This is a genomic window from Sporolactobacillus pectinivorans (genome assembly GCF_002802965.1).
Lineage (GTDB): Bacteria > Bacillota > Bacilli > Bacillales > Sporolactobacillaceae > Sporolactobacillus > Sporolactobacillus pectinivorans.
On record NZ_NXGA01000001.1, the window covers coordinates 3775495 to 3793705 of the forward strand.

The window sequence follows — 18211 nt, forward strand, 5'->3', positions numbered from 1 at the left end:
AAAATTTGCGCCGCCTCTTTATTCATTTACTTGGTTTCATTAAGAAGCAAAGGCTTTGCGTTCAGCTTCAGAAAGTGATTCGTTCATTCGTCCGCTGCGGAATCCGCTCAGATCAAGCGTGACATAGCTGAAACCAAAACCAATCAGAGCTTTGCTGACTTGGTCGCTGAATTTCAGAAAATCGTTTAGTCGCTCCGCGGGAATTTCAACACGCGCCACTTCGCTATGCCAGCGCACACGGACCGTTGCGAAACCGAGATCACGAATATATTTCTCTGCTTTCATGACTTGGGCAATGTTTTCCACCGTCAGCGTGGTACCATATGGGAAACGAGAAGAAATTGAGCAGGAAGAAACCTTATTCCAGTTCGTCAAAGCGACTTCTTTAGCCAACGCGCGGACATCGGTTTTGTAGAATCCTGCTTCCTGAAGAACACTGCGGGCACCGGCTTCCGTGCGGGCACGCAGACCGGGACGGAAATCGTTGTTGTCATCCATGATCATACCGTCCAGTACATAGTCAATTGTGTTCGCTGCGGCAAGTTCATTCATTCGCGCATAGAATATTTTCTTTGCATAATACCAACTGTCTGGTGTGTTGTGCTTAATATGGGATTCTTCCAGATAATTGAGTTCCGTGCCGATCACTTTGGCGCCCAATTCTTCAGCCAGAGCAACCGCCTTATCGTATTCTTCATTGGTGAACAGTTCGGAATTGGCGACAACAGCCAGTACCTGATCACTACCCAGTGTATCGAGTGCCATTTTCAGCACAAGTGTGCTGTCAATACCACCGGAAAAGGCAACAACGACGCGATTCATTTTCTTTAACAGGACGACTAAGGTTTGTTTTTTTTCAGCTAACGTTTGCATGGATGATGACCTTCCTTTTCTTCTCTTAACTTTATTTGTCAATCCATAGTGACGATTCATGAACCATCGTAGGTGATTGTTTCCTTACATTGTTTTAAATACTAAGGAAATAGCGGGCAAACAAAGCAGCACATGCACCACCGAAAAACGGCGCAAGGCCTGGTACGAGAATGCCGTACTTCCAATCGTTGTCTGCCTTTCCGCCTGGGATCGGCAAAATCGCATGAGCGATACGCGGGCCCATATCTCGGGCGAGGTTCATCGCGAATCCAGTCGGACCGCCCATGCCCATGCCAATTGCCCAAACGAGCAGACCGACGGCGATCGGGACAATGCCCGGTGTCTTGACCGTACTAATAGCCAATATTGCGGTAATAAAGATAAACGTATCGATAAATTCGACAAAGAAGTTACGCGGTAAGTAGCGTACGTTTGGATTCGTTGAGAAAATATTACGGATCTTAATCCGGTCAATGTTCTTGGAAGCTTTAAATTGATCATAATAAGCGATAAAGACAACGATCGCGCCGAAAACACCGCCGAACACCTCGGCAATGCTGAGCGGAATCACATTCGCCCACGGAATATTGCCGAGGATAGCCTGAGCCAGCACCATTGCCGGGTTAATGCAAACATTTCCAAAGATAAACAGAGAAATGGTGATACCGAATCCCCAAGTCGTAATCGCAAAAATATGACCTGAGTGCTGATATTTCGATGTATTTAGCACCTCGCAGCAATGCACACCGACACCAAAGACAATCATAAGTGCTGTTCCTAAAAATTCCGCAACTAATTGATGAATCACAGACTTTTCCTCCATACACGGTTATTCTCTTATTGATTTTCTGAACATGCCAGTCGGCGCTGCACTTCCCGTTCAATCTCCGCCAGGCTAACTCCATGGGTGCGTGCGGCCTGAGCGCAATCGTCATATTCGGCAGTCTCTCTGACCACATCGCCACGGCTGGCGATCTTAACGCGAATCGCACCGAATTTCGTGTCAACCGTTTTAAATTGGCGTTTCATGATGGATCGCTGCATTCGCTGATAACGGACGCCGATGGTCTGTGTATGCGTCAGCAGCAAGTCAACAAACTTTGCCTGGTCTGCAAGGGCACAAAGAACGGAAAGCTTACAGGCCGGCCGATTTTTCTTCATATAAATAGGGGTGAAAAAGACATCCAAAGCGCCGGCTTCAAGCAGAAGATCCATAGCAAATCCGAGCGACTCACCGCCTTGATCGTCCAGATTGGCTTCAATCAGCAGCACCTCGTCAGCGTTGGTACGTACGGTCTGCCTGCTTTTTTTTGACTCAAAAAGCAGCACACGCAAGGCATTGAAAGCACCTGTCTCGCGCTTTCCGAACCCGTACCCGGTCTTAAGCAAACTATCATGTTCAGGAATGGGACCAAATACGCTGACCAGCTCCTTGACAAGACCCATGCCCGTCGGTGTAATCAGCTCGGTCTGAACGTCTGTTCGCTGTTTGATCGGAATCGTGGTGCCGACGCGCATCTGCATTACCGCAGGCACCGGAACCGGCATTTGTCCATGTGCGACTTGAATAAAGCCGGAGCCATCGGACAGAGTCGAGGCATGAACTTCGTCGACGCCGAGCATATCAAGGGCGATGAAACAGCCAACAATATCGACAATCGAGTCCATCGCACCGACCTCGTGAAAATGAACGGCTTCAACAGGCATCTGATGTACCGCTGCTTCCGCTTTGGCAATTTCCGTAAACACAGCGATGGACTGATCTTTTATCTTCTCAAGCAAATCGCTTCCCGCAATCAGCGCACAGATATCGCTCAAATGCCGAACGTCATGGTGGTGGTGATGCGTGGAATGTTCAATAAAACCGCGGTCCTTTTCATGGTCTAAAACCACATCAAAGCTTGTCCCGTAAATACTGTTTTTCGCGAGCCGCTTATTTTCCAACTGGTAGCCAGGCACATGCAGTTTCGCGAGTGCCTCTTGAAACTGTTCATAGTCGATACCGAGATCGAGCAGCGCACCGATAAACATGTCTCCGCTGATTCCTGAAAAAGCATCTAAATAAAGTGTGCGCATTTCTTTTTCCCTCCGTACAGATCGAAGCTATTACAAATGATTGATCATGCTCGCTGAATAAGCGGCACCGAAGCCGTTATCAATATTAACAACCGTAACACCTGATGCACAGCTATTGAGCATCGCCAAAAGCGCCGTGATCCCATGCAAATGGGCGCCATAACCGATACGCGTGGGTACGGCGATCAGCGGTTTGTCGATCAAGCCGCCGACCACGCTGGCAAGTGCGCCTTCCATACCGGCGATGACGATGACGACCTTGGCGCGGCGGATCACATCGATCTTAGCGAACAGACGATGAATGCCGGCAACACCAACGTCATACACACGCGCAATACGATTTCCATACGCTTCAGCAGTTACCGCCGCTTCTTCGGCAACTGGAATATCTGACGTACCCGCCGTGACAATCGCAATATAGCTTTCGGTTTTGGGAACAACGGCACGATTGACGATAGCACAGCGTGCCTGCTGATAATAAACGGCATCCGGTTCTTCCTTTTGAATCGCTGCAAACTTTTCCGGAGAAAGACGCGTACACAAAATATTCACTGTCTGCTCGCGCATGGCATCAATGATTCCGATGATCTGCTGGGCCGTTTTGCCTTCTCCGTAAATCACTTCCGGATAGCCGTTGCGCCGTTTCCGCGACAGATCCACTTTGGCAAATCCGAGATCGGCAAAGTTGTCCTTATTCAGCGCATGCACAGCGGAGTCAACCGATTTCCTGCCGCCGGCAACCTCTTCAAGCAGTGAACGCAAAGCATCCTGTTTCATGACCGTCTCCCCCTTCTTTGCAGATGCAGATTATTGAACAATAACGCCTAAACCATCGGGAATCACAGCCACTTTCGCATCTATTCCTTCGCGTTCGAAAGCCATTTCCAGTGCCTGATCCAATGAAGTTGCCAGCTCCATATGCATGTCGGTAATCAGTTTCGGATCGACGAGATCGGAAAACATGATGACATGATGGTGGACAAGAATGCGCGCGAGAATTTGCGCGGTCCATTGATCCGGTACCGTCTTGAGCCGCGGTGTATGTACGGCACGCTCCAAAAATTCTTTAGGATCGGACACATCGGCCAAATTGTGGTAAAAACCATCGCCGCCGTGTCCGTCACGGCATCCGGCAACCATGATGATCGTGCCGCCTTCTTTATTTGTCGCTTCTGCCGCTGTCATCCCCTTCACTGCCTGATAAATGTTCTGGTCCAAAGGATAACCGCCGTTCGTCGAGATCGCGATGTCACAGTCAATCTTTTGAACACTTGAGAGTTCTTGAAGAAACTGGCAGCCTGCGTGATGGGCTTCCTCCATATCGCCGGCAAAGGAGCCGATGATTTTCTTATCTTCATCCAGGACAACATTGAGGATAAACGCAAGTTTGGCTTTCCTTGCTGCGTAAACCATATCCTTGTGAATCGGATTATGGTGCAGATTACCGGTACGTGCCTTGTTTGAGTCAATGAATTCACCGGAGTGGTTGGCCATGATCGTTTTGTAGGAGGCAACGCCTGGCAACACGGATTTGCGTCCGCCGGAAAAGCCGGCAAAGAAATGCGATTCAATAAAGCCTTCAGAAAGCAGCAAGTCGGCTTCAGCAGCCACTCTGTTAATGATGCAGTCGCCACCGGAAGGAAGTTGTCCGATTTTGACCATCGCAGCATCATCCGTCGAGATATGCATGACGATTTCTTCTTCATCAACGATCTTTTGTCCATATTTGTTAACCAGTTCTTCATGTGTGGACGGGCGGTGAAACCCGGTGGCAACCAGAATGCGAATGCGCGCACCCGGCGCTGCCTGTCTCAGCCGTCTCAGGAGAATCGGCGTTATGATATGCGACGGGACCGGACGTGTATGGTCCGAGCTGATGAGTACAATATCTTTTTTACCGCGCGCCAGTTCCTCTAAAGGGACGGAACCGATCGGATGATTCAGTGAATCTTCGACAATCTCATTTTCCGAGCGTGTGGTCCGGTAGGTTGCCGCTTGGGATACTAATTTGCCGGCAAAGTTGCGGTCGGGCAGATTCGCTTCAAGTGTTGTTTTGTCATAAGGAAGTTTGATGCTAACCATATAAATGAGCAGCCCTCTTTTCTTTTTTTCTACAAGGAACGTTATAAATCAAAACAAAAAGGCTGTCCGCTCTGTTTGCTATTCTCAAAATGTGTTAACATATGTATACTCAATTTGTGACAAACATTAGTGAAAAAGGCGTTAAAATAGAGTCCAGTGTAACATATGTATCTATCTAACAAACAAGATGGGAAGAAACAAAGAATGGTCTTAAGTGAGGTCGAATATCTAATCAATTTTTTGGATGCACATCATGTACCAACGATAAACAAAAGTCGACATACCTATCTGACCTATCATGGTCTTGAGGAACGCTACACGTATGTACTTAAGAACGGCATCATCAAAAACAGCATTATCCTTCAGGACGGACGAGAATTCAATTTGTCTTACATTGCCAAACCGGATGTGATCTCGTTGCTTCGTGACGAAGTGTCCAAGTTTACCTCCCAACCGTTTAATGTACGTGTTGAATCCGATCAAGCGACCTTTTATCAGATTGACCGTGTCACTTTCTGGAAATATGTCAACGCAACGCCAGAGCTGCAAAATTATGTGAAAAGTTATTATCGAAAAAAATTATCGGAGAACATTTTCCGCTCACAACGGATGATCATGAATGGAAAAAAAGGAGCCATCTGTGCGTTCATTTACAGCCTGATTGATTTGTTCGGGCGCAAAATACGTGAAGGTGTGTTGATTGACTTTACCGTAACCAACGATGACATTGCCGGCTTTTGTGGAATCAGTGCACGCAGTAGCGTCAACCGAATGATCAGCGAATTAAAGCAGGACGGCGCGCTCATCGTTAGAAATCGAAAATTTATCATCACCGACATCAGTTATCTTTTGGATCATATTGCGAATTAAGCAAGATCATTGGCGACGCAAAGTATGTTCGACAAGAGATCCTGCGCCTGCAAATGCCCATTGGATGACCGTTAATGTGACCAAGCCGAAGAAAATGGATGATCATTCATTTCAAAATATCCATACAAAAAAAGGATTGGCCGCTATGGCCGATTCCACCCCCTCGATGCGATGTCCATCAGAATTTGTTATTTCATATTTTGGACATTGCTGTTTTTTGAACCCTGCGATTTTTTATAAAAATCCTAAATTACAAGAATAAATTAGCCATCACTTCATCCGGAGAGTGATCCCCCCAGTAGGTAGGGTCACCTTTACCTGCTTCAGAGGCAGGAATTATTCAAGCTATGATTCCTGTATTCACTTTACTTTTTGCAGCTCTGTTTCTTAAAGAACGGACTAACTGGCTACAAAAGCTTTCAATTTGTTTGTCCGTTTTTGGTATTATATTTATTCTTGTAATGACAGGCGCTCAGTTTGGCTATATTAATTGGTTAGGTATTATTTTATTGCTTGTGAGTACTTTGTCCATTCAGGTTATAATGTCTTGGCAAGAACGATGACAAGAGATTATAAGATGATCGACATAACTTATTTAATGGTTATCACCAGATTTTTGTCATTTAACATTATGGCTTTAGCTAATCATCTGATAGATGGAACAATCTCAAAGTCTTTTCAGCCGTTTTTACATCTCTCGTTTTTTGTATCAATTTTAGTTTTGGGTATTTTTGCATCTTTTATTGCTTTCTTTTTGGCTAATTTTGCCTTATCTGAAATTGAAGCTCCAAAGTTTGGCGTTTTCACCAATCTCACAACCCTTATTGCCATGTTCTCCGGTGCTGTTTTCCTGCATGAAACCTTGTTCTATTATCATTATATTGGGGCTCTTTTCGTTATCCTTGATGTTGTCAGCGTTAATGTTTTTTCAGTATCCACTGATAAAACAAAGAAACACTTATCCAATAACTTTATCTGATTATACCGTTAGCTCATTATCTGGTAAAAAAATTAAACATTGATGTGTCATGGCCACTTCTTTGCCGTATCTCCCATCGTGCAGTGACTTTAGGATGACCTCTTTTTCAATACGTTGATTTTTTACATATCAGCAATAGCATTTTTTAATTCTTTAATCGCTTTTTCATACTCGGGAATTCCGGCTAACACTTTTAGACTGTCATCATCTATCAGTGACTCAATCATTTTTTTTCTTATTATTTTTTGCCCTGTTGGATTTACTTCTAGGTCATAATTCTCAAAATAAGGGTTGCCCTGATAATCATAGCCGGAGGAGAGCAGTCCATCCACATACGTTTGGAACCATTTGGCTGCCTCCTCCTTCTTACCGTTTTCTATGTGTAATTGGCAGTAGTTGTATGCTGCTGAATGTAACCCCGTTCCAAATAGATTCTGCATCTTATAAATGGCTTCCAGATAAAAGAATGCCTTATCATAATTCTGTTCTGTTTTTGAAATGTTTGCCAGCGTAGTTAGCGTAAGATAAGTTTGGTTTACATGCTGCATTAACATCCTGCTGCAAAGAATGATCGCCTCCTTGGTCTTACCCTGCTTCAGATAAAGAGTTGGGTACAAAGCCATTGGATTTATCGGTGACTGTGGAAGCTCCTTAAGTGTTTTTTCACTCTCTTCATAGTTCTCAAGTATCATCTGAATATTGGCGACAGAAAACAACGCTAGTGGTGTATATTTCGGTTCTCTACTTTCAACTACCTGTTGGAACAAGGCCAAGGAATGATACATCTTGGTCTTAATAAGTTCTTCCGAACGCTCATTTGACATCAACCAATACATTTGGAGCAAACTGGCAACAGTAAATTTTAAATGAATACTGTTGGGATACTCATTTAAGTACTCTTGACATCTTGCCTCTCCAACAACATAACCTTCATGCAGGAATACTTCCGTTAATTTCCAGGGCAAACGCATTAGAAATTCTGATTGATCGCGTGCTACAATGAGTGCAACAAATGAATTATGAATGATCCGAGAGGCGATAAGCCAGCGCAAGCACCGTTTTTAAATAGGGAAAATCAAAACCTGCTTTTAACCGCTTTCCTCGAATACTCCACTTACTCGTTGTCTCCTGCTTCAGTAAATTGACCACACATCGGCGCAGCAGAGCCATATTCTGCGCACTATTTTTCAGACGCATGCGCTGCTCGTCCTCTCGGAACGTGACATCGAGCACGTGATGAAGTCCATTTTCGATCTGCCAGTGCTGGCGCACGGCTTTAGCGAATGTTTTCGCATCGCTGGAAAGTGAGGATAGATAGAACCGGCGTTCCACGCTGACCTGATCACCAGTCTGCCGTTCAGACTCAACCACACCGACACTTTTAAGTCCTTTCCATTCCTCTTTTTGATCCAAAAAATCAATGGCGTCGGTCGTCCAGTAACGGCGGACATCGACACGACCATGACCTTTTTCGACCTGTTTATAGAAGCTGTGCGGGACATCCTTAAACGCATTTTTCTGTGCGTCTTCCAGATACAGTCGGACGTCTTCATGGAGCGTGGACTGGTTGCCTTTCAGAGCCAGCACATAATCCGCTTCTTTCTCCCTGATCTTGGCGGCAATATCTTTCTGGCAGCCCCTAGCGTCAAGGGTGACCACGCAGCCTTTGAGGTTCAGCAGTTCGAGCAGGTCAGGAATAACGGTGATTTCATTTGTTTTTCCCTCCACTTTTCGCTGAGCCAGTACCGCCTTTTGTTCGGTCGCCCATGCGCATAAGGTATGAATCGCTCGCTTGTTAGCCGCACGGTGATGGGAGCCACGCAGTGTTTTCCCATCAATGGCCACTACTTCGCCTTGGGTCAGTGTGTAGACGTCGGCTGTCCAATTCATGAAGCAACGTTCAACAGTCTCAGGATCGAGCAGAGAAAAGACCCGGGCAAAGGTATCATGAGAGGGAATCCCATTGGGCAACTCAAGGAAGCTTTCAAACCATTCTTTACGGGCATAGCCGAATTCTTCCATATCGGTAAACGAATCAATCGCACAAATCGTCGCGGTCAGCGCGATGGTCAGGATATCAATGAGATTATGGCGCAAGTGATTTCCGCTGCGTGGATCAGGAATATCAGAAAGGTGGTCGATCAAATGTTTCGTCATGGGTACATGTCTCCTAAAACGGTCTTTTTTTCACATTTTACCGTTTTTAGGAATAATATTCCTCATTTTTTAAATGCGTAAGCCCTGCGTTAATTTCTGTTTAATATTGACAACCTCTGTTTCCAAAAGTTCCTGCTGAAAGGACAATAGGATGTCTAGGGATGTATTTAATGCACGGGCCAAGGGAGCTAGCAATGAAATATCTGGTGTTGAATTTCCTGTTTCCCATTTGCTGACTGCTCCTGCAGAAACACCAACCATAATGGCTAATTGTTCTTGGGTAATGTTCTTCTCTTTTCTTAACTGTAAAATTGTTTTTCCAATATTTAATTTGTTCATATTGAATCCCCTCAGATTTTTCAATTCAAAAGCCCTTTGATAAATCTAATATAAGCTGAATTGGCCCCGTGAACAATGGAGAGGAAGTTGGACTTAAGCAAAGAAAACTTGAATGGTATTCGACTTATGTGGCTTAAGTCTCTAGTTTCCAAAAGCGGGGTCTAAACCCACCGAACCCACCGCCTTTTTCCTTTTACGATCAGTGTGTATTTTCTCATATATTTTAACCTCCGAATTTTGGTTTTGATTAATAAGCTGATTCAAACTTAAAGTCTGTCGAGAAAAGAGCGGGATGCTTTGGTGAAACCACATCCCTTCCAACGCCAAAAATTTGAAATAAAAATGCTGAAATGATTTCTCATATCAGCACACGATTGATTAAAATTCGTAGCACAGTAAGGGTACCTTTCGAAACAGAATGACTTGGTGGAAAATAAGACAAAAAAAGAAGGCATATTCTTCAAAATATACCTTCCGAATTTTGAACTGATACGGTTCTCTGACTCCGATCCTTGGCGGAATTTTGGCGGAGATCCTTATCAATTTAAATGTTTTTATCCATTTTACCTTTGCCAAAAATGCTGTTAAATCAACGTTTCGACACCAAACGAGGTATCTACTTTATTCCCAGTCCATCTTATTTCTCATAAATAAGATATGATGAACACGAAGCCGCTTATTTTTAAAATCAATATCCTCCCACCATAAGGCTGTCCCTTCACTCACTCGGATCCCTGTCATAAAGTAAACCCACAGCATCACAAAACACAAATGTTCATATAAATCATCTAAACAAATCGTTGAAATGACTCTTTCAAACTCTGTTTTTGTCCAATAAGGAACAATTGCTTTTCCCTTTGGGATGGGTTTAACTTTTTTAGAAATATTGTACTCAAGATACTCCATTTCAACAGCCATATCCAAGCTCTTGCGAAACATACCAAAAACCAAACTCGCATACGCTTGAGAATATCCAGCCCCATCTTCAGAAAGTAACCACGTCCGATATCTTTGGACATCTTCTATAGAAAGCTTTCGAAGTTGGATGGCTGAGAAGCGATCTCTCATACGCTCTAAAGTACGTTTACGAACATAGAATGTACTTTCTTCTACATCTGTCTTGTAAGCAGGAATATAGACGTTATCCATAAACTGACCATAAGTCATATGATAATTTGCATAACCCTGAGTGGACAGATACTCATTCTTAACGCGTACCAATTCCTTGTAGGCTTGCAAAGCAGAAGTGAACTTTTTCCCTTGGCGATTGGTTCTTGATTTTTTTCTTAATCGTTTTCCAGTCAGTCGATCTTTTCCTAATTCCGTTTCATAATAGTATTGTCCAGTATCATCAACATAAACACCAGAATACTTTGTTTTAGCCACGAGTGTTTTTCTCCAATTCTAGTTCACATCCTAGAATCGATTCAACAGTCTCTTTTGGCACACGCCCTAAACGCTTATTATTGTAAAATGGATATCCTTGTTGTACCATAATTTGTTTTGCCTGTCTAATGATATTAACAGCCGTATATTTAGAGTATCCTTTTTTAATTAAATCATCTTTGGTTATTAATTCATTCATAAGGCATTTCATTCCCCCTTTAACCTCTAACCTCAAAAGATAATTCAATAAGTTTGAATCTCAAAATTAAAATCTCAGAATTACCGTCTTTTGGTTATTAGTTGATTAGCAAATCGAACAGCTTTGGCAAAGCTCACGGGAATCTCACCCCTGCATGGTTCTCATCCAGCCGTACCCATTGCCTGCGACGCTTTTAACGCTCGGACTATGGCTATACGGGCGTATCATTATCCCGATAAAGAAGTCATGGCAGCAATCCTGCCTTGGATTGCTTGTGGGTCATTGACAGGAATCGCTCGCTGTTTTATGAGGTCTTGGCGTGTCAGCCCATTGGCTCTTTCATTATCGGAACGTATTCGATTGCTATATACGACGCCACAAGAGGCGTTTTCTTTTTCAAAGAACGTAGGCCTTGTCAGCCTGTCAAAGCATATTAAATAAACAATATGCTTTGATAGAATGACAAATCCTAAATTATCGCGTATAATAAACCTTGTTGTTTTGTGTTTATAGGATACTAGATTTCAAAGTCCAAAATCATTTGCAGTAGGGCAGTGGTCAGCTGTTCCTGCATTTCTTTATCTACAAAGAAATAACCGTTGCTGTATTCGTCTGTGAGCGTTTTTGTAGCAAGTGTGACAATATAGCCCTCGTAATGTTTTAATATATATTGAATGGCTATAGCATCACCACTGTTTGCTGCTTCAATGATAGAAAAGGGAATCAATTTTTTCTTCTCTCTCATGGCTCGTCCTCCAATAGCGTTTTGATCATTTCTAATGCACTATGGCGGTTGCGATAGACTGTGCTTCGGTTTACACTTAATTCTTTAGCAATTTCTGCGTCTGACATTTCCAGATAGTAGAACATCAGAATAATATCACGCTTGCGCTTTGACAAAGTATCCAGTGCTTCAGCAATTTGACAATCAGTAACTTCCACATCCATTGATAAGACTTTATAAAATCGACGGTCCAGACGGTAAGTATCAGAAGTGTGTAATTTATTTATATCTAAGTCTGAAACTTCTGAAAATAGGCTTTCGTGCCTTCTTCGTCTACCAATAGAGCGACGGTAGTTACTTTTAGTACGTATCATCACCTTTCTTGCCATATAATCAAATTGAAATTGTATGGTTGTCTGAAAATCATCTTGAATCTGATAATTAACCTTTTCAGGATGTATTTTATTGAAAGAAGATGGCCTCACAAGTATCACCCCCCTTCCAAGTCAGCAAGAAAAAGGAAAAGTTTGATTCTTTTTCTCTTTCATACTGACTCTCACCAAAGGGAAGCTATTTGTTGCAGGAAACCCCCTATCTAAAGTATTGAAAAAAGCCCGAACGGATGTAATCATCCATACAGACTTTCGAATGCATATACATAATCTTTATTATTCAGACAAGTTTTTACAAGTTAAACGGTAACAGTGGGAATGCTAGTAATTTCATCAAATACAGCTTACCGGTTCATTATTGTAATCTAAACCTCTGGATAATTTTTATGATGGGACAGCACCATCATAAAAAATTTGAGAATCAACCATCTGAACTTTTTCTGTTTTTCTTGTATCAGCTACTGATAGGATATAATCATTATCTATCTCATACTGCTTAAATTTCCAAATACAGTTTAAATCCTCTCCCTCTGATGTAGAGGATATTTTAGGAGACCGATTCTGATTAAGTTCAATAGAGAAAGAGGATAAGTCTCTGCTTAAACCTTCCCCAACAGCCTTTAGAAAACATTCCTTCATCGTCCAGATCTTAAAAAATCGTCTTTTCCGCTCCAAACTATTCTTTGAGAGCTTAAGAAATTCACATTCTTTCTGCGTAAAAAATTGCTGAGCCACATCCAATTCAATTTCTTGAATCTTTTCAATATCTATTCCAACAGGCTCATTATCTACCACGCAAACTACCCAAATCCCAGAGTGCGAAAGATTGAAATGAATATTCTTTGGGGTCATTAGTCGCGGTTTTCCATATATTCCAGTACAAAATTTGACTTCTTGCTTAGAACAACCGCTAAATTGATTGACCGCATATCGTACTAAAAGCTCAGCAAAAACACTCCTAATTTTGTCTTCTTGTTTTCTGTATTTTTTTATCCTAAAGAGTCGTTCTTTGCTAATCCTTGGCAATAACTTTTTGTATCGCAAAACCTCAATATTGAAATCAAGCTTTATCGCCCAAATCATTTTACAAGAGTTGAGCGAAGACCGACTGAGGAAAGAATACCGAGCAGAGAAAGAATGCTTGATCCAATCATTGCAGCACTAAAGCCCTTCGCAAACGCCGTTGTCGTCACGATATCTCCAAAGGCGTAGAAAATGATGACAGAAACCGTGATTCCTACTGCACCACCAAGGAGCCGAAACATGTTATAAATCCCTGACGCTTTAGCAATCTCGGCTCTGCCGACAGATCCAAGTGCTGCTTTCTGCAATGCGGGCCCTGCCATTGAAATTCCAGCACCCGCAAGGATAAGCGGAATAATCATTAGCCAATATGGGCTCCCTGGTACTGAAGTCAGCACAATCCATAAATAACCTATTCCTTGAAGAAGCAGACCAGTGATCGCTACCAGACGTTCACCAAATTTATCGACCGCTTTTCCAGCTATTGGCGCGACAATGACCAATGTCCCTGTCCAAGGCAAAAGTTGAAGCCCGGCTATCAATGCGTTTGATTTATCTGCAACCTGTAAATATTGGGGTAAAAAGAACACCACGCCATACATGGAGGCGTAAAGCAGAAAAGTAGAGATGACTCCACCACTGAAAGTCCATGATTTAAAAAAGGAAAGTGGGATCATTGGTTTTTTTTCATACCTCTGTCTCAAAACAAAAATGATTCCCAAAACGATGCTGAGCACGCCAACAATTAGTGTTGAAGTCTGAACCATTTTAGAAGTACTTTCTGATAACGCCCAGATAATCCCCGCCGAAGAAAAGACAATGAGTATAGAATCAATGATGTTTAAATGACTGCCCTCTAACTGAGTTTCTGGTAATTCACGTTGCGACAGATAAATGCCAACAAGACCTATGGGAACATTAATCCAGAAAATCCATTGCCAAGCAAGCTTAGCAACAATCAAGCCACCCAGTGCAGGCCCTACAATGAGAGCAAGTCCGCCTATCCCACTCCAAATACCCAGAGCCTTTCCGCGTTCGGAAGGAGGAATGGATGCCGTTAATATGGCCATCGACATAGGTGTCATTACAGAGGCACCGATTCCCTCTATGACCCGGGAAGCTATTAAAAGATCGATATTACTTGATAATGCACAAAAAACTGAACCCAAAACAAAGATAAAGAGACCGATATTATACAGCCTTCTGTGTCCGATGCGATCTCCAATCGCAACACCAATCAATAAAACAGCTGCAATTGTAATGTTATAGGCATTGAGCGCCCATTGTAGCTCGCCAACCGAAATTCCAAAGTCGTTTCGAATCGCTGTTGACGCGGTTGTTACAATCATCGAATCCATCATCGCCATGAAGAAGCCAAGCGATGTGAGCACGAGTACCCAAGTTGGATTTGTTTGTTTATTTGCCATTGGATACCGCCCTCCTGTCAACTCCACTGAGATGCTCAAGAATTTTCAGCAGAAATATCTCTGGAGACGTTACTGGGACAACATGCATTGCGCCTGGAATGATCTGTATTATTGAATTGGGAATTATTTTTGCAGCTTCCTTTGCGACAAGCCTATACGCAGGACGAGCATACTCACCATAACTTATAGTAACAGGACACAAGATTTTTTTTAAGTCCTCCGAAGAAGCTGGTAAATTTGGGGCACTCCGTTCAGTAAACATCAACGGAACTGTGCTTGCATTATCAAAGAATCTCTGTTTTAGTTCCTCATCGAAATCTTCAAACACTCCTTCTCTATTGCAGGCTCCATTAACAATATATTTAACCGCTTCTTTTGTATTCCCAGCTTTTACTGCTCCTATAGCGGGGCTTGCCATTTCTACACGATCACGCTGAATTTGCTGCAATATTTTTTTATCTAAAACAAAAGATGAAATGCCAGGTTCATAAGCAAACACGGATTTAACCAGATCCGGTCTTCTTGCAGCAACCAGCAATACAAGTGACGCTCCATATGACCATCCAACGAGATGAACAGGCGGGGTACAAACATTTTCTAAGAAATCAACAATATCTTCAATATGATTATCAACACTAAAATCACTATCATTGACCTCCAGAGATTCTTCCCAAAAGCCTTCAAGTGTAGGGAAAAATAGATGACCCGAACCGTACCAATGCTCTCTTACCTGAGACCAGATCCGTCGATCGGAAATATAGCCATGAACAAACACGGTTTCTTCGCCCTGTCCGACCTCGTCATAGCATAGGACGCGATTTTTACTCATCATTTCTCAACTCCTTGTTTACTGACCATTTTCGATAACTCGGATCGAAATATCTCCTGAAATTTATCAACAAATTCAGGATTGAGGATTGTATGGTGCTCTCCTGGAACTTCGATGTACCGCACAGGGGAGCGAGAATATTTATCCCACTTCTTTAACATTGTTTCTAAATAATCAGCTTTACTTCCCCATATCGGTTGAGCATAAAAGACGGTAATGTCATTTACGCTTCCCTTAGGTTTGTAAGAACCTCCAATTTGAGAAAGACCATAAGCCAGATCGTTCCAGCGTTTAAATGTCGTCAAATCTTGTCCAAGCTCTCGAATTCTCGAGTTCGGTGCTAATGAAAAAAGATAGTCTACTGGATTTATATCCTCAGATTCTCTTAGATAATTACCAAGAGTATCAAGTTGACTTTTATCAATAAAGCCGAGAAAGAAAGACAACATAAGAGCACTTTCTACCCTATCAACCTTACCTCGTGGATGTTCAATTACTGGCGGAGCATCAATTACTAAAACGTGTACTTTCTCCCCCATCGCTTCCAAAGTTTGTGCAACCGGTAGTGAAACTGGACCACCATAGGAGTATCCTGCAATGTAGTACGGTCCATGTGGTCGATATTGTTTAATAGCAGCAGCATAGGTAGATACAAGTTCATCAAAAGATTCAAAAAATTTCTCATTTGGATTGAATCCACGTGCTCTTAAAGCATAAATGGGTCTTTCATCCATGAAAAAATTAGCCAGATTTACAAAAACCAGAACCTCTCCGACTCCTGGGTGAATCATAAAAATGGGTGCTCCAACTCCCTTTTCCTGAAGCGGCACGATTGGATTGTATTCTTTATTATTAGCTGTTTTAGAAGAAGCAAGATGAGCTATGCCTCTAGGTGTAGGGTCTCGAAGCAAGTCTACTAAAGAAAATTTCCGTTTGGTGTCAGATTGTCCTTTAAGACTAGTAAGTAAACGTAATATCTCTAGTGATGTACCACCTAGTGAAAAGAAATTACTAGTCGCACCTATTTCTCCTGTTGAAATCCCTGTTATCTTGGAAAATAAATTGATTATTTTCTCTTCGTATCCATTCTCAGCAGGCACAATTGGTGGAGTATATTCTTTTTCTAAACTAGCAAAATCTGCTATTAAGCTATCAAACTCTCCTGCTTCGTATTTCTTTCGCAGCTTAGAACGCTGAATTTTACCAAGACTTGTCTTAGTAAGTATATCTTTGGATACAGGAAGCACTAAAAGAGGACGGAATCCCCAGCGTAATATTGTGATATTTCTAATCGCAATGTTAATATTCCTAAGTTGTTGAGGTGTATTATAATCACTCAGTGGAGTATAGAAAACAACAAGTGACTCTGTATCCGATCCAACTGGCCGCGTTGAGAATGCAGCAATAAAAGAAGGCGCTATACCTTCAAGACTTCCAATTACTGTTTCAAGTTCGTAAAGAAAGTAATTGTTACCATTAACAATAATGCTATCTTTACTTCTCCCTACTAAGCGTAAAGATCCTGAGTCGGGCTCAATAATGCCAAGATCTCCTGTTCTAAACCATCCATCTTCAGTAAATGCTTCCTTTGTAGCTTTTTCATTGGAATAATATTTATTGAATATCATCGCACCGTGCAGCTGAAGTTCCCCTTCTTGGCCTGGGTTCATGATCTCCCCGTTTTCCCCAAGAATTCGAATTTTCAAACCAGGAATAGGTTTCCCCAGAGTTGCGAACTCACTTTTGCCGATTTCATTCTCAAAATTAGTTGAATAGATTGATCCAGCACAGGTTTCGGTCATACCAAATGCTGGCCAAATTACTGAACGTTTCATACCTAGATCTGCAAATGCATTTAAGAAACGGTCTCCCGTTTCACATACGTTCGCCTCACCCCCAGAAATAATACGTTTGAGGCAAGAAAAATCCATTTGCTGAATTTTTTCTGGTAGCCCATCTGTACTATCTATCAGTGAAGTGATTTGTCCCAGTAGGAAGTTAGGTGTAAATGTATGTGAAACTCGATATTTGCTAATTATTTTCAAAAAAAAGAGTGGATCTGAAACAATATCAACCGCTGGGACTTGAATCTGCGTTGAGCCCGTGAACAATGGCAAGAAGTGGCACTCTGTTAATGCCGCGACATGATCAAAAGCAATCCAATTCATGGTAATATCGGTATCCTCTATCCCTGTAGCAAGTCGCTTTCCCTCTAATGAATTAAGGATATTTTCATGAGTCAGAGTAATTGCTTTTGGAGCACCAGTTGAACCAGAGCTCAGCATTAAAAAGGAAATATCTGGAACATTATCGCTATCGACTTTTGCAGGTGCAGATACAGGGTTATGTAAATCTTCTACCTTCAGGATTTTGTTATCTACATCAAATAATTTAAGGTTACGCGATGAAATAATAAAGGTGGGATTATTAAGCAATTCTGATATATGGTTTAGACTGCCTCTCCATACTTCCATATCTGCAACTCGTGGAATTATTGGGCAAGGTATTATTCCTCCCAAAACACAGGCCCAAATTAAAGGAATGAAATCAGAGTGTTCCTCTAGAGCTAAGACGACAATATCTCCAGCTTTAATTCCGCTTTGATGCAAATTGTTAAGTATCAACCTAGATTCGTTATAGGTATCAAGATAAGTGGTGATTTTTTCCCCTCTAGAATCTACATAAATAATTGATTTGTCTGGAAAATTCTCAACAGAGTAAGAAATCATTTCGGAAAGATTTGCTATATTCTTGTGAAAGCCCTCTTGTGCTCCACTTTTAGCGGTAATATTATCGCTTATCATAATTATCCCCATCTCCCTTATTAGTTCAAAAGTACAAATTATTTTAAACTA

At 42.2% G+C, this 18211-nt stretch carries 17 protein-coding genes and 2 pseudogenes; 3 read left to right on the top strand and 16 right to left on the bottom strand.

Translation table 11 applies throughout. From position 1 onward, the window contains the following. Window positions 1-39 precede the first annotated feature (39 nt). The 5 genes from larE to larA form a co-directional block, all read right to left on the bottom strand. Entirely contained in the window at window positions 40-873 is an 834-nt protein-coding gene (larE, locus tag COP04_RS18445; RefSeq protein WP_100489360.1) for an ATP-dependent sacrificial sulfur transferase LarE, read from the bottom strand. 94 nt (window positions 874-967) lie between these two features. After that, window positions 968-1681, bottom strand: a complete 714-nt coding sequence (gene larD / locus COP04_RS18450) for a D/L-lactic acid transporter LarD (protein ID WP_100489758.1) — start codon at window positions 1679-1681, stop codon at window positions 968-970. A 29-nt stretch (window positions 1682-1710) separates the two neighbouring features. Beyond that, window positions 1711-2949: a nickel pincer cofactor biosynthesis protein LarC gene (gene larC / locus COP04_RS18455; protein WP_100489361.1), complete on the bottom strand. Its 1239-nt coding sequence runs from the start codon at window positions 2947-2949 to the stop codon at window positions 1711-1713. A gap of 30 nt (window positions 2950-2979) precedes the next feature. Then, window positions 2980-3726 (bottom strand): nickel pincer cofactor biosynthesis protein LarB, encoded by a 747-nt coding sequence (larB, locus tag COP04_RS18460; RefSeq protein WP_100489362.1) that lies wholly within the window; start codon window positions 3724-3726, stop codon window positions 2980-2982. A gap of 30 nt (window positions 3727-3756) precedes the next feature. Then, on the bottom strand, window positions 3757-5031 hold the full coding sequence (gene larA / locus COP04_RS18465) for a nickel-dependent lactate racemase (protein ID WP_100489363.1): 1275 nt from the start codon (window positions 5029-5031) through the stop codon (window positions 3757-3759). 204 nt (window positions 5032-5235) lie between these two features. On the opposite strand from larA, the gene COP04_RS18470 reads away from it, so the two are divergent. From COP04_RS18470 to COP04_RS18480, 3 genes and pseudogenes are all read left to right on the top strand, one after another. Then, entirely contained in the window at window positions 5236-5901 is a 666-nt protein-coding gene (locus COP04_RS18470; protein WP_100489364.1) for a Crp/Fnr family transcriptional regulator, read from the top strand. A gap of 326 nt (window positions 5902-6227) precedes the next feature. Then, a pseudogene (locus COP04_RS20860) lies at window positions 6228-6464 on the top strand (EamA family transporter); the annotation flags it as partial. Then, complete coding sequence (locus tag COP04_RS18480; RefSeq protein ID WP_100489366.1) at window positions 6392-6880, top strand: DMT family transporter; 489 nt, start codon at window positions 6392-6394, stop codon at window positions 6878-6880. The pseudogene COP04_RS20860 and the gene COP04_RS18480, both read left to right, overlap by 73 nt. Window positions 6881-7002: 122 nt before the next feature. Here the strand turns inward: COP04_RS18480 and COP04_RS18485 are convergent, their stop codons facing one another. The 11 genes and pseudogenes from COP04_RS18485 to COP04_RS18540 form a co-directional block, all read right to left on the bottom strand. Further along, a complete protein-coding gene (locus COP04_RS18485) occupies window positions 7003-7932 on the bottom strand; it encodes a tetratricopeptide repeat protein (RefSeq protein WP_162297127.1) in 930 nt (309 codons plus the stop codon). After that, on the bottom strand, window positions 7898-9037 hold the full coding sequence (locus COP04_RS18490) for an ISAs1 family transposase (RefSeq protein WP_100489368.1): 1140 nt from the start codon (window positions 9035-9037) through the stop codon (window positions 7898-7900). The genes COP04_RS18485 and COP04_RS18490 overlap by 35 nt, the downstream gene beginning before the upstream one ends. Before the next feature lie 69 nt (window positions 9038-9106). Next, the gene (locus COP04_RS18495) at window positions 9107-9376 is read right to left on the bottom strand and encodes a helix-turn-helix domain-containing protein (RefSeq protein ID WP_100489369.1); all 270 of its coding nucleotides are present in this window, start codon (window positions 9374-9376) and stop codon (window positions 9107-9109) included. Window positions 9377-10000: 624 nt separating this feature from the next. After that, window positions 10001-10762 (bottom strand): annotated as a pseudogene (locus COP04_RS18500) (tyrosine-type recombinase/integrase); the annotation flags it as partial. After that, on the bottom strand, window positions 10755-10961 hold the full coding sequence (locus COP04_RS18505; RefSeq protein WP_100489370.1) for a DUF3173 domain-containing protein: 207 nt from the start codon (window positions 10959-10961) through the stop codon (window positions 10755-10757). The gene COP04_RS18505 and the pseudogene COP04_RS18500, both read right to left, overlap by 8 nt. Before the next feature lie 517 nt (window positions 10962-11478). Then, the gene (locus COP04_RS18515; protein ID WP_093672815.1) at window positions 11479-11706 is read right to left on the bottom strand and encodes a helix-turn-helix domain-containing protein; all 228 of its coding nucleotides are present in this window, start codon (window positions 11704-11706) and stop codon (window positions 11479-11481) included. Next, window positions 11703-12170, bottom strand: a complete 468-nt coding sequence (locus COP04_RS18520; protein ID WP_100489371.1) for an RNA polymerase sigma factor — start codon at window positions 12168-12170, stop codon at window positions 11703-11705. Before COP04_RS18520 ends, COP04_RS18515 begins: the two co-directional genes overlap by 4 nt. A gap of 291 nt (window positions 12171-12461) precedes the next feature. Then, complete coding sequence (locus tag COP04_RS18525) at window positions 12462-13160, bottom strand: 4'-phosphopantetheinyl transferase family protein (protein ID WP_100489372.1); 699 nt, start codon at window positions 13158-13160, stop codon at window positions 12462-12464. After that, window positions 13157-14527: an MFS transporter gene (locus COP04_RS18530; RefSeq protein ID WP_100489373.1), complete on the bottom strand. Its 1371-nt coding sequence runs from the start codon at window positions 14525-14527 to the stop codon at window positions 13157-13159. Before COP04_RS18530 ends, COP04_RS18525 begins: the two co-directional genes overlap by 4 nt. Beyond that, a complete protein-coding gene (locus tag COP04_RS18535; protein WP_157800383.1) occupies window positions 14517-15356 on the bottom strand; it encodes an alpha/beta fold hydrolase in 840 nt (279 codons plus the stop codon). Before COP04_RS18535 ends, COP04_RS18530 begins: the two co-directional genes overlap by 11 nt. Beyond that, complete coding sequence (locus COP04_RS18540) at window positions 15356-18160, bottom strand: non-ribosomal peptide synthetase (protein ID WP_239984936.1); 2805 nt, start codon at window positions 18158-18160, stop codon at window positions 15356-15358. Before COP04_RS18540 ends, COP04_RS18535 begins: the two co-directional genes overlap by 1 nt. Window positions 18161-18211 lie beyond the last annotated feature (51 nt).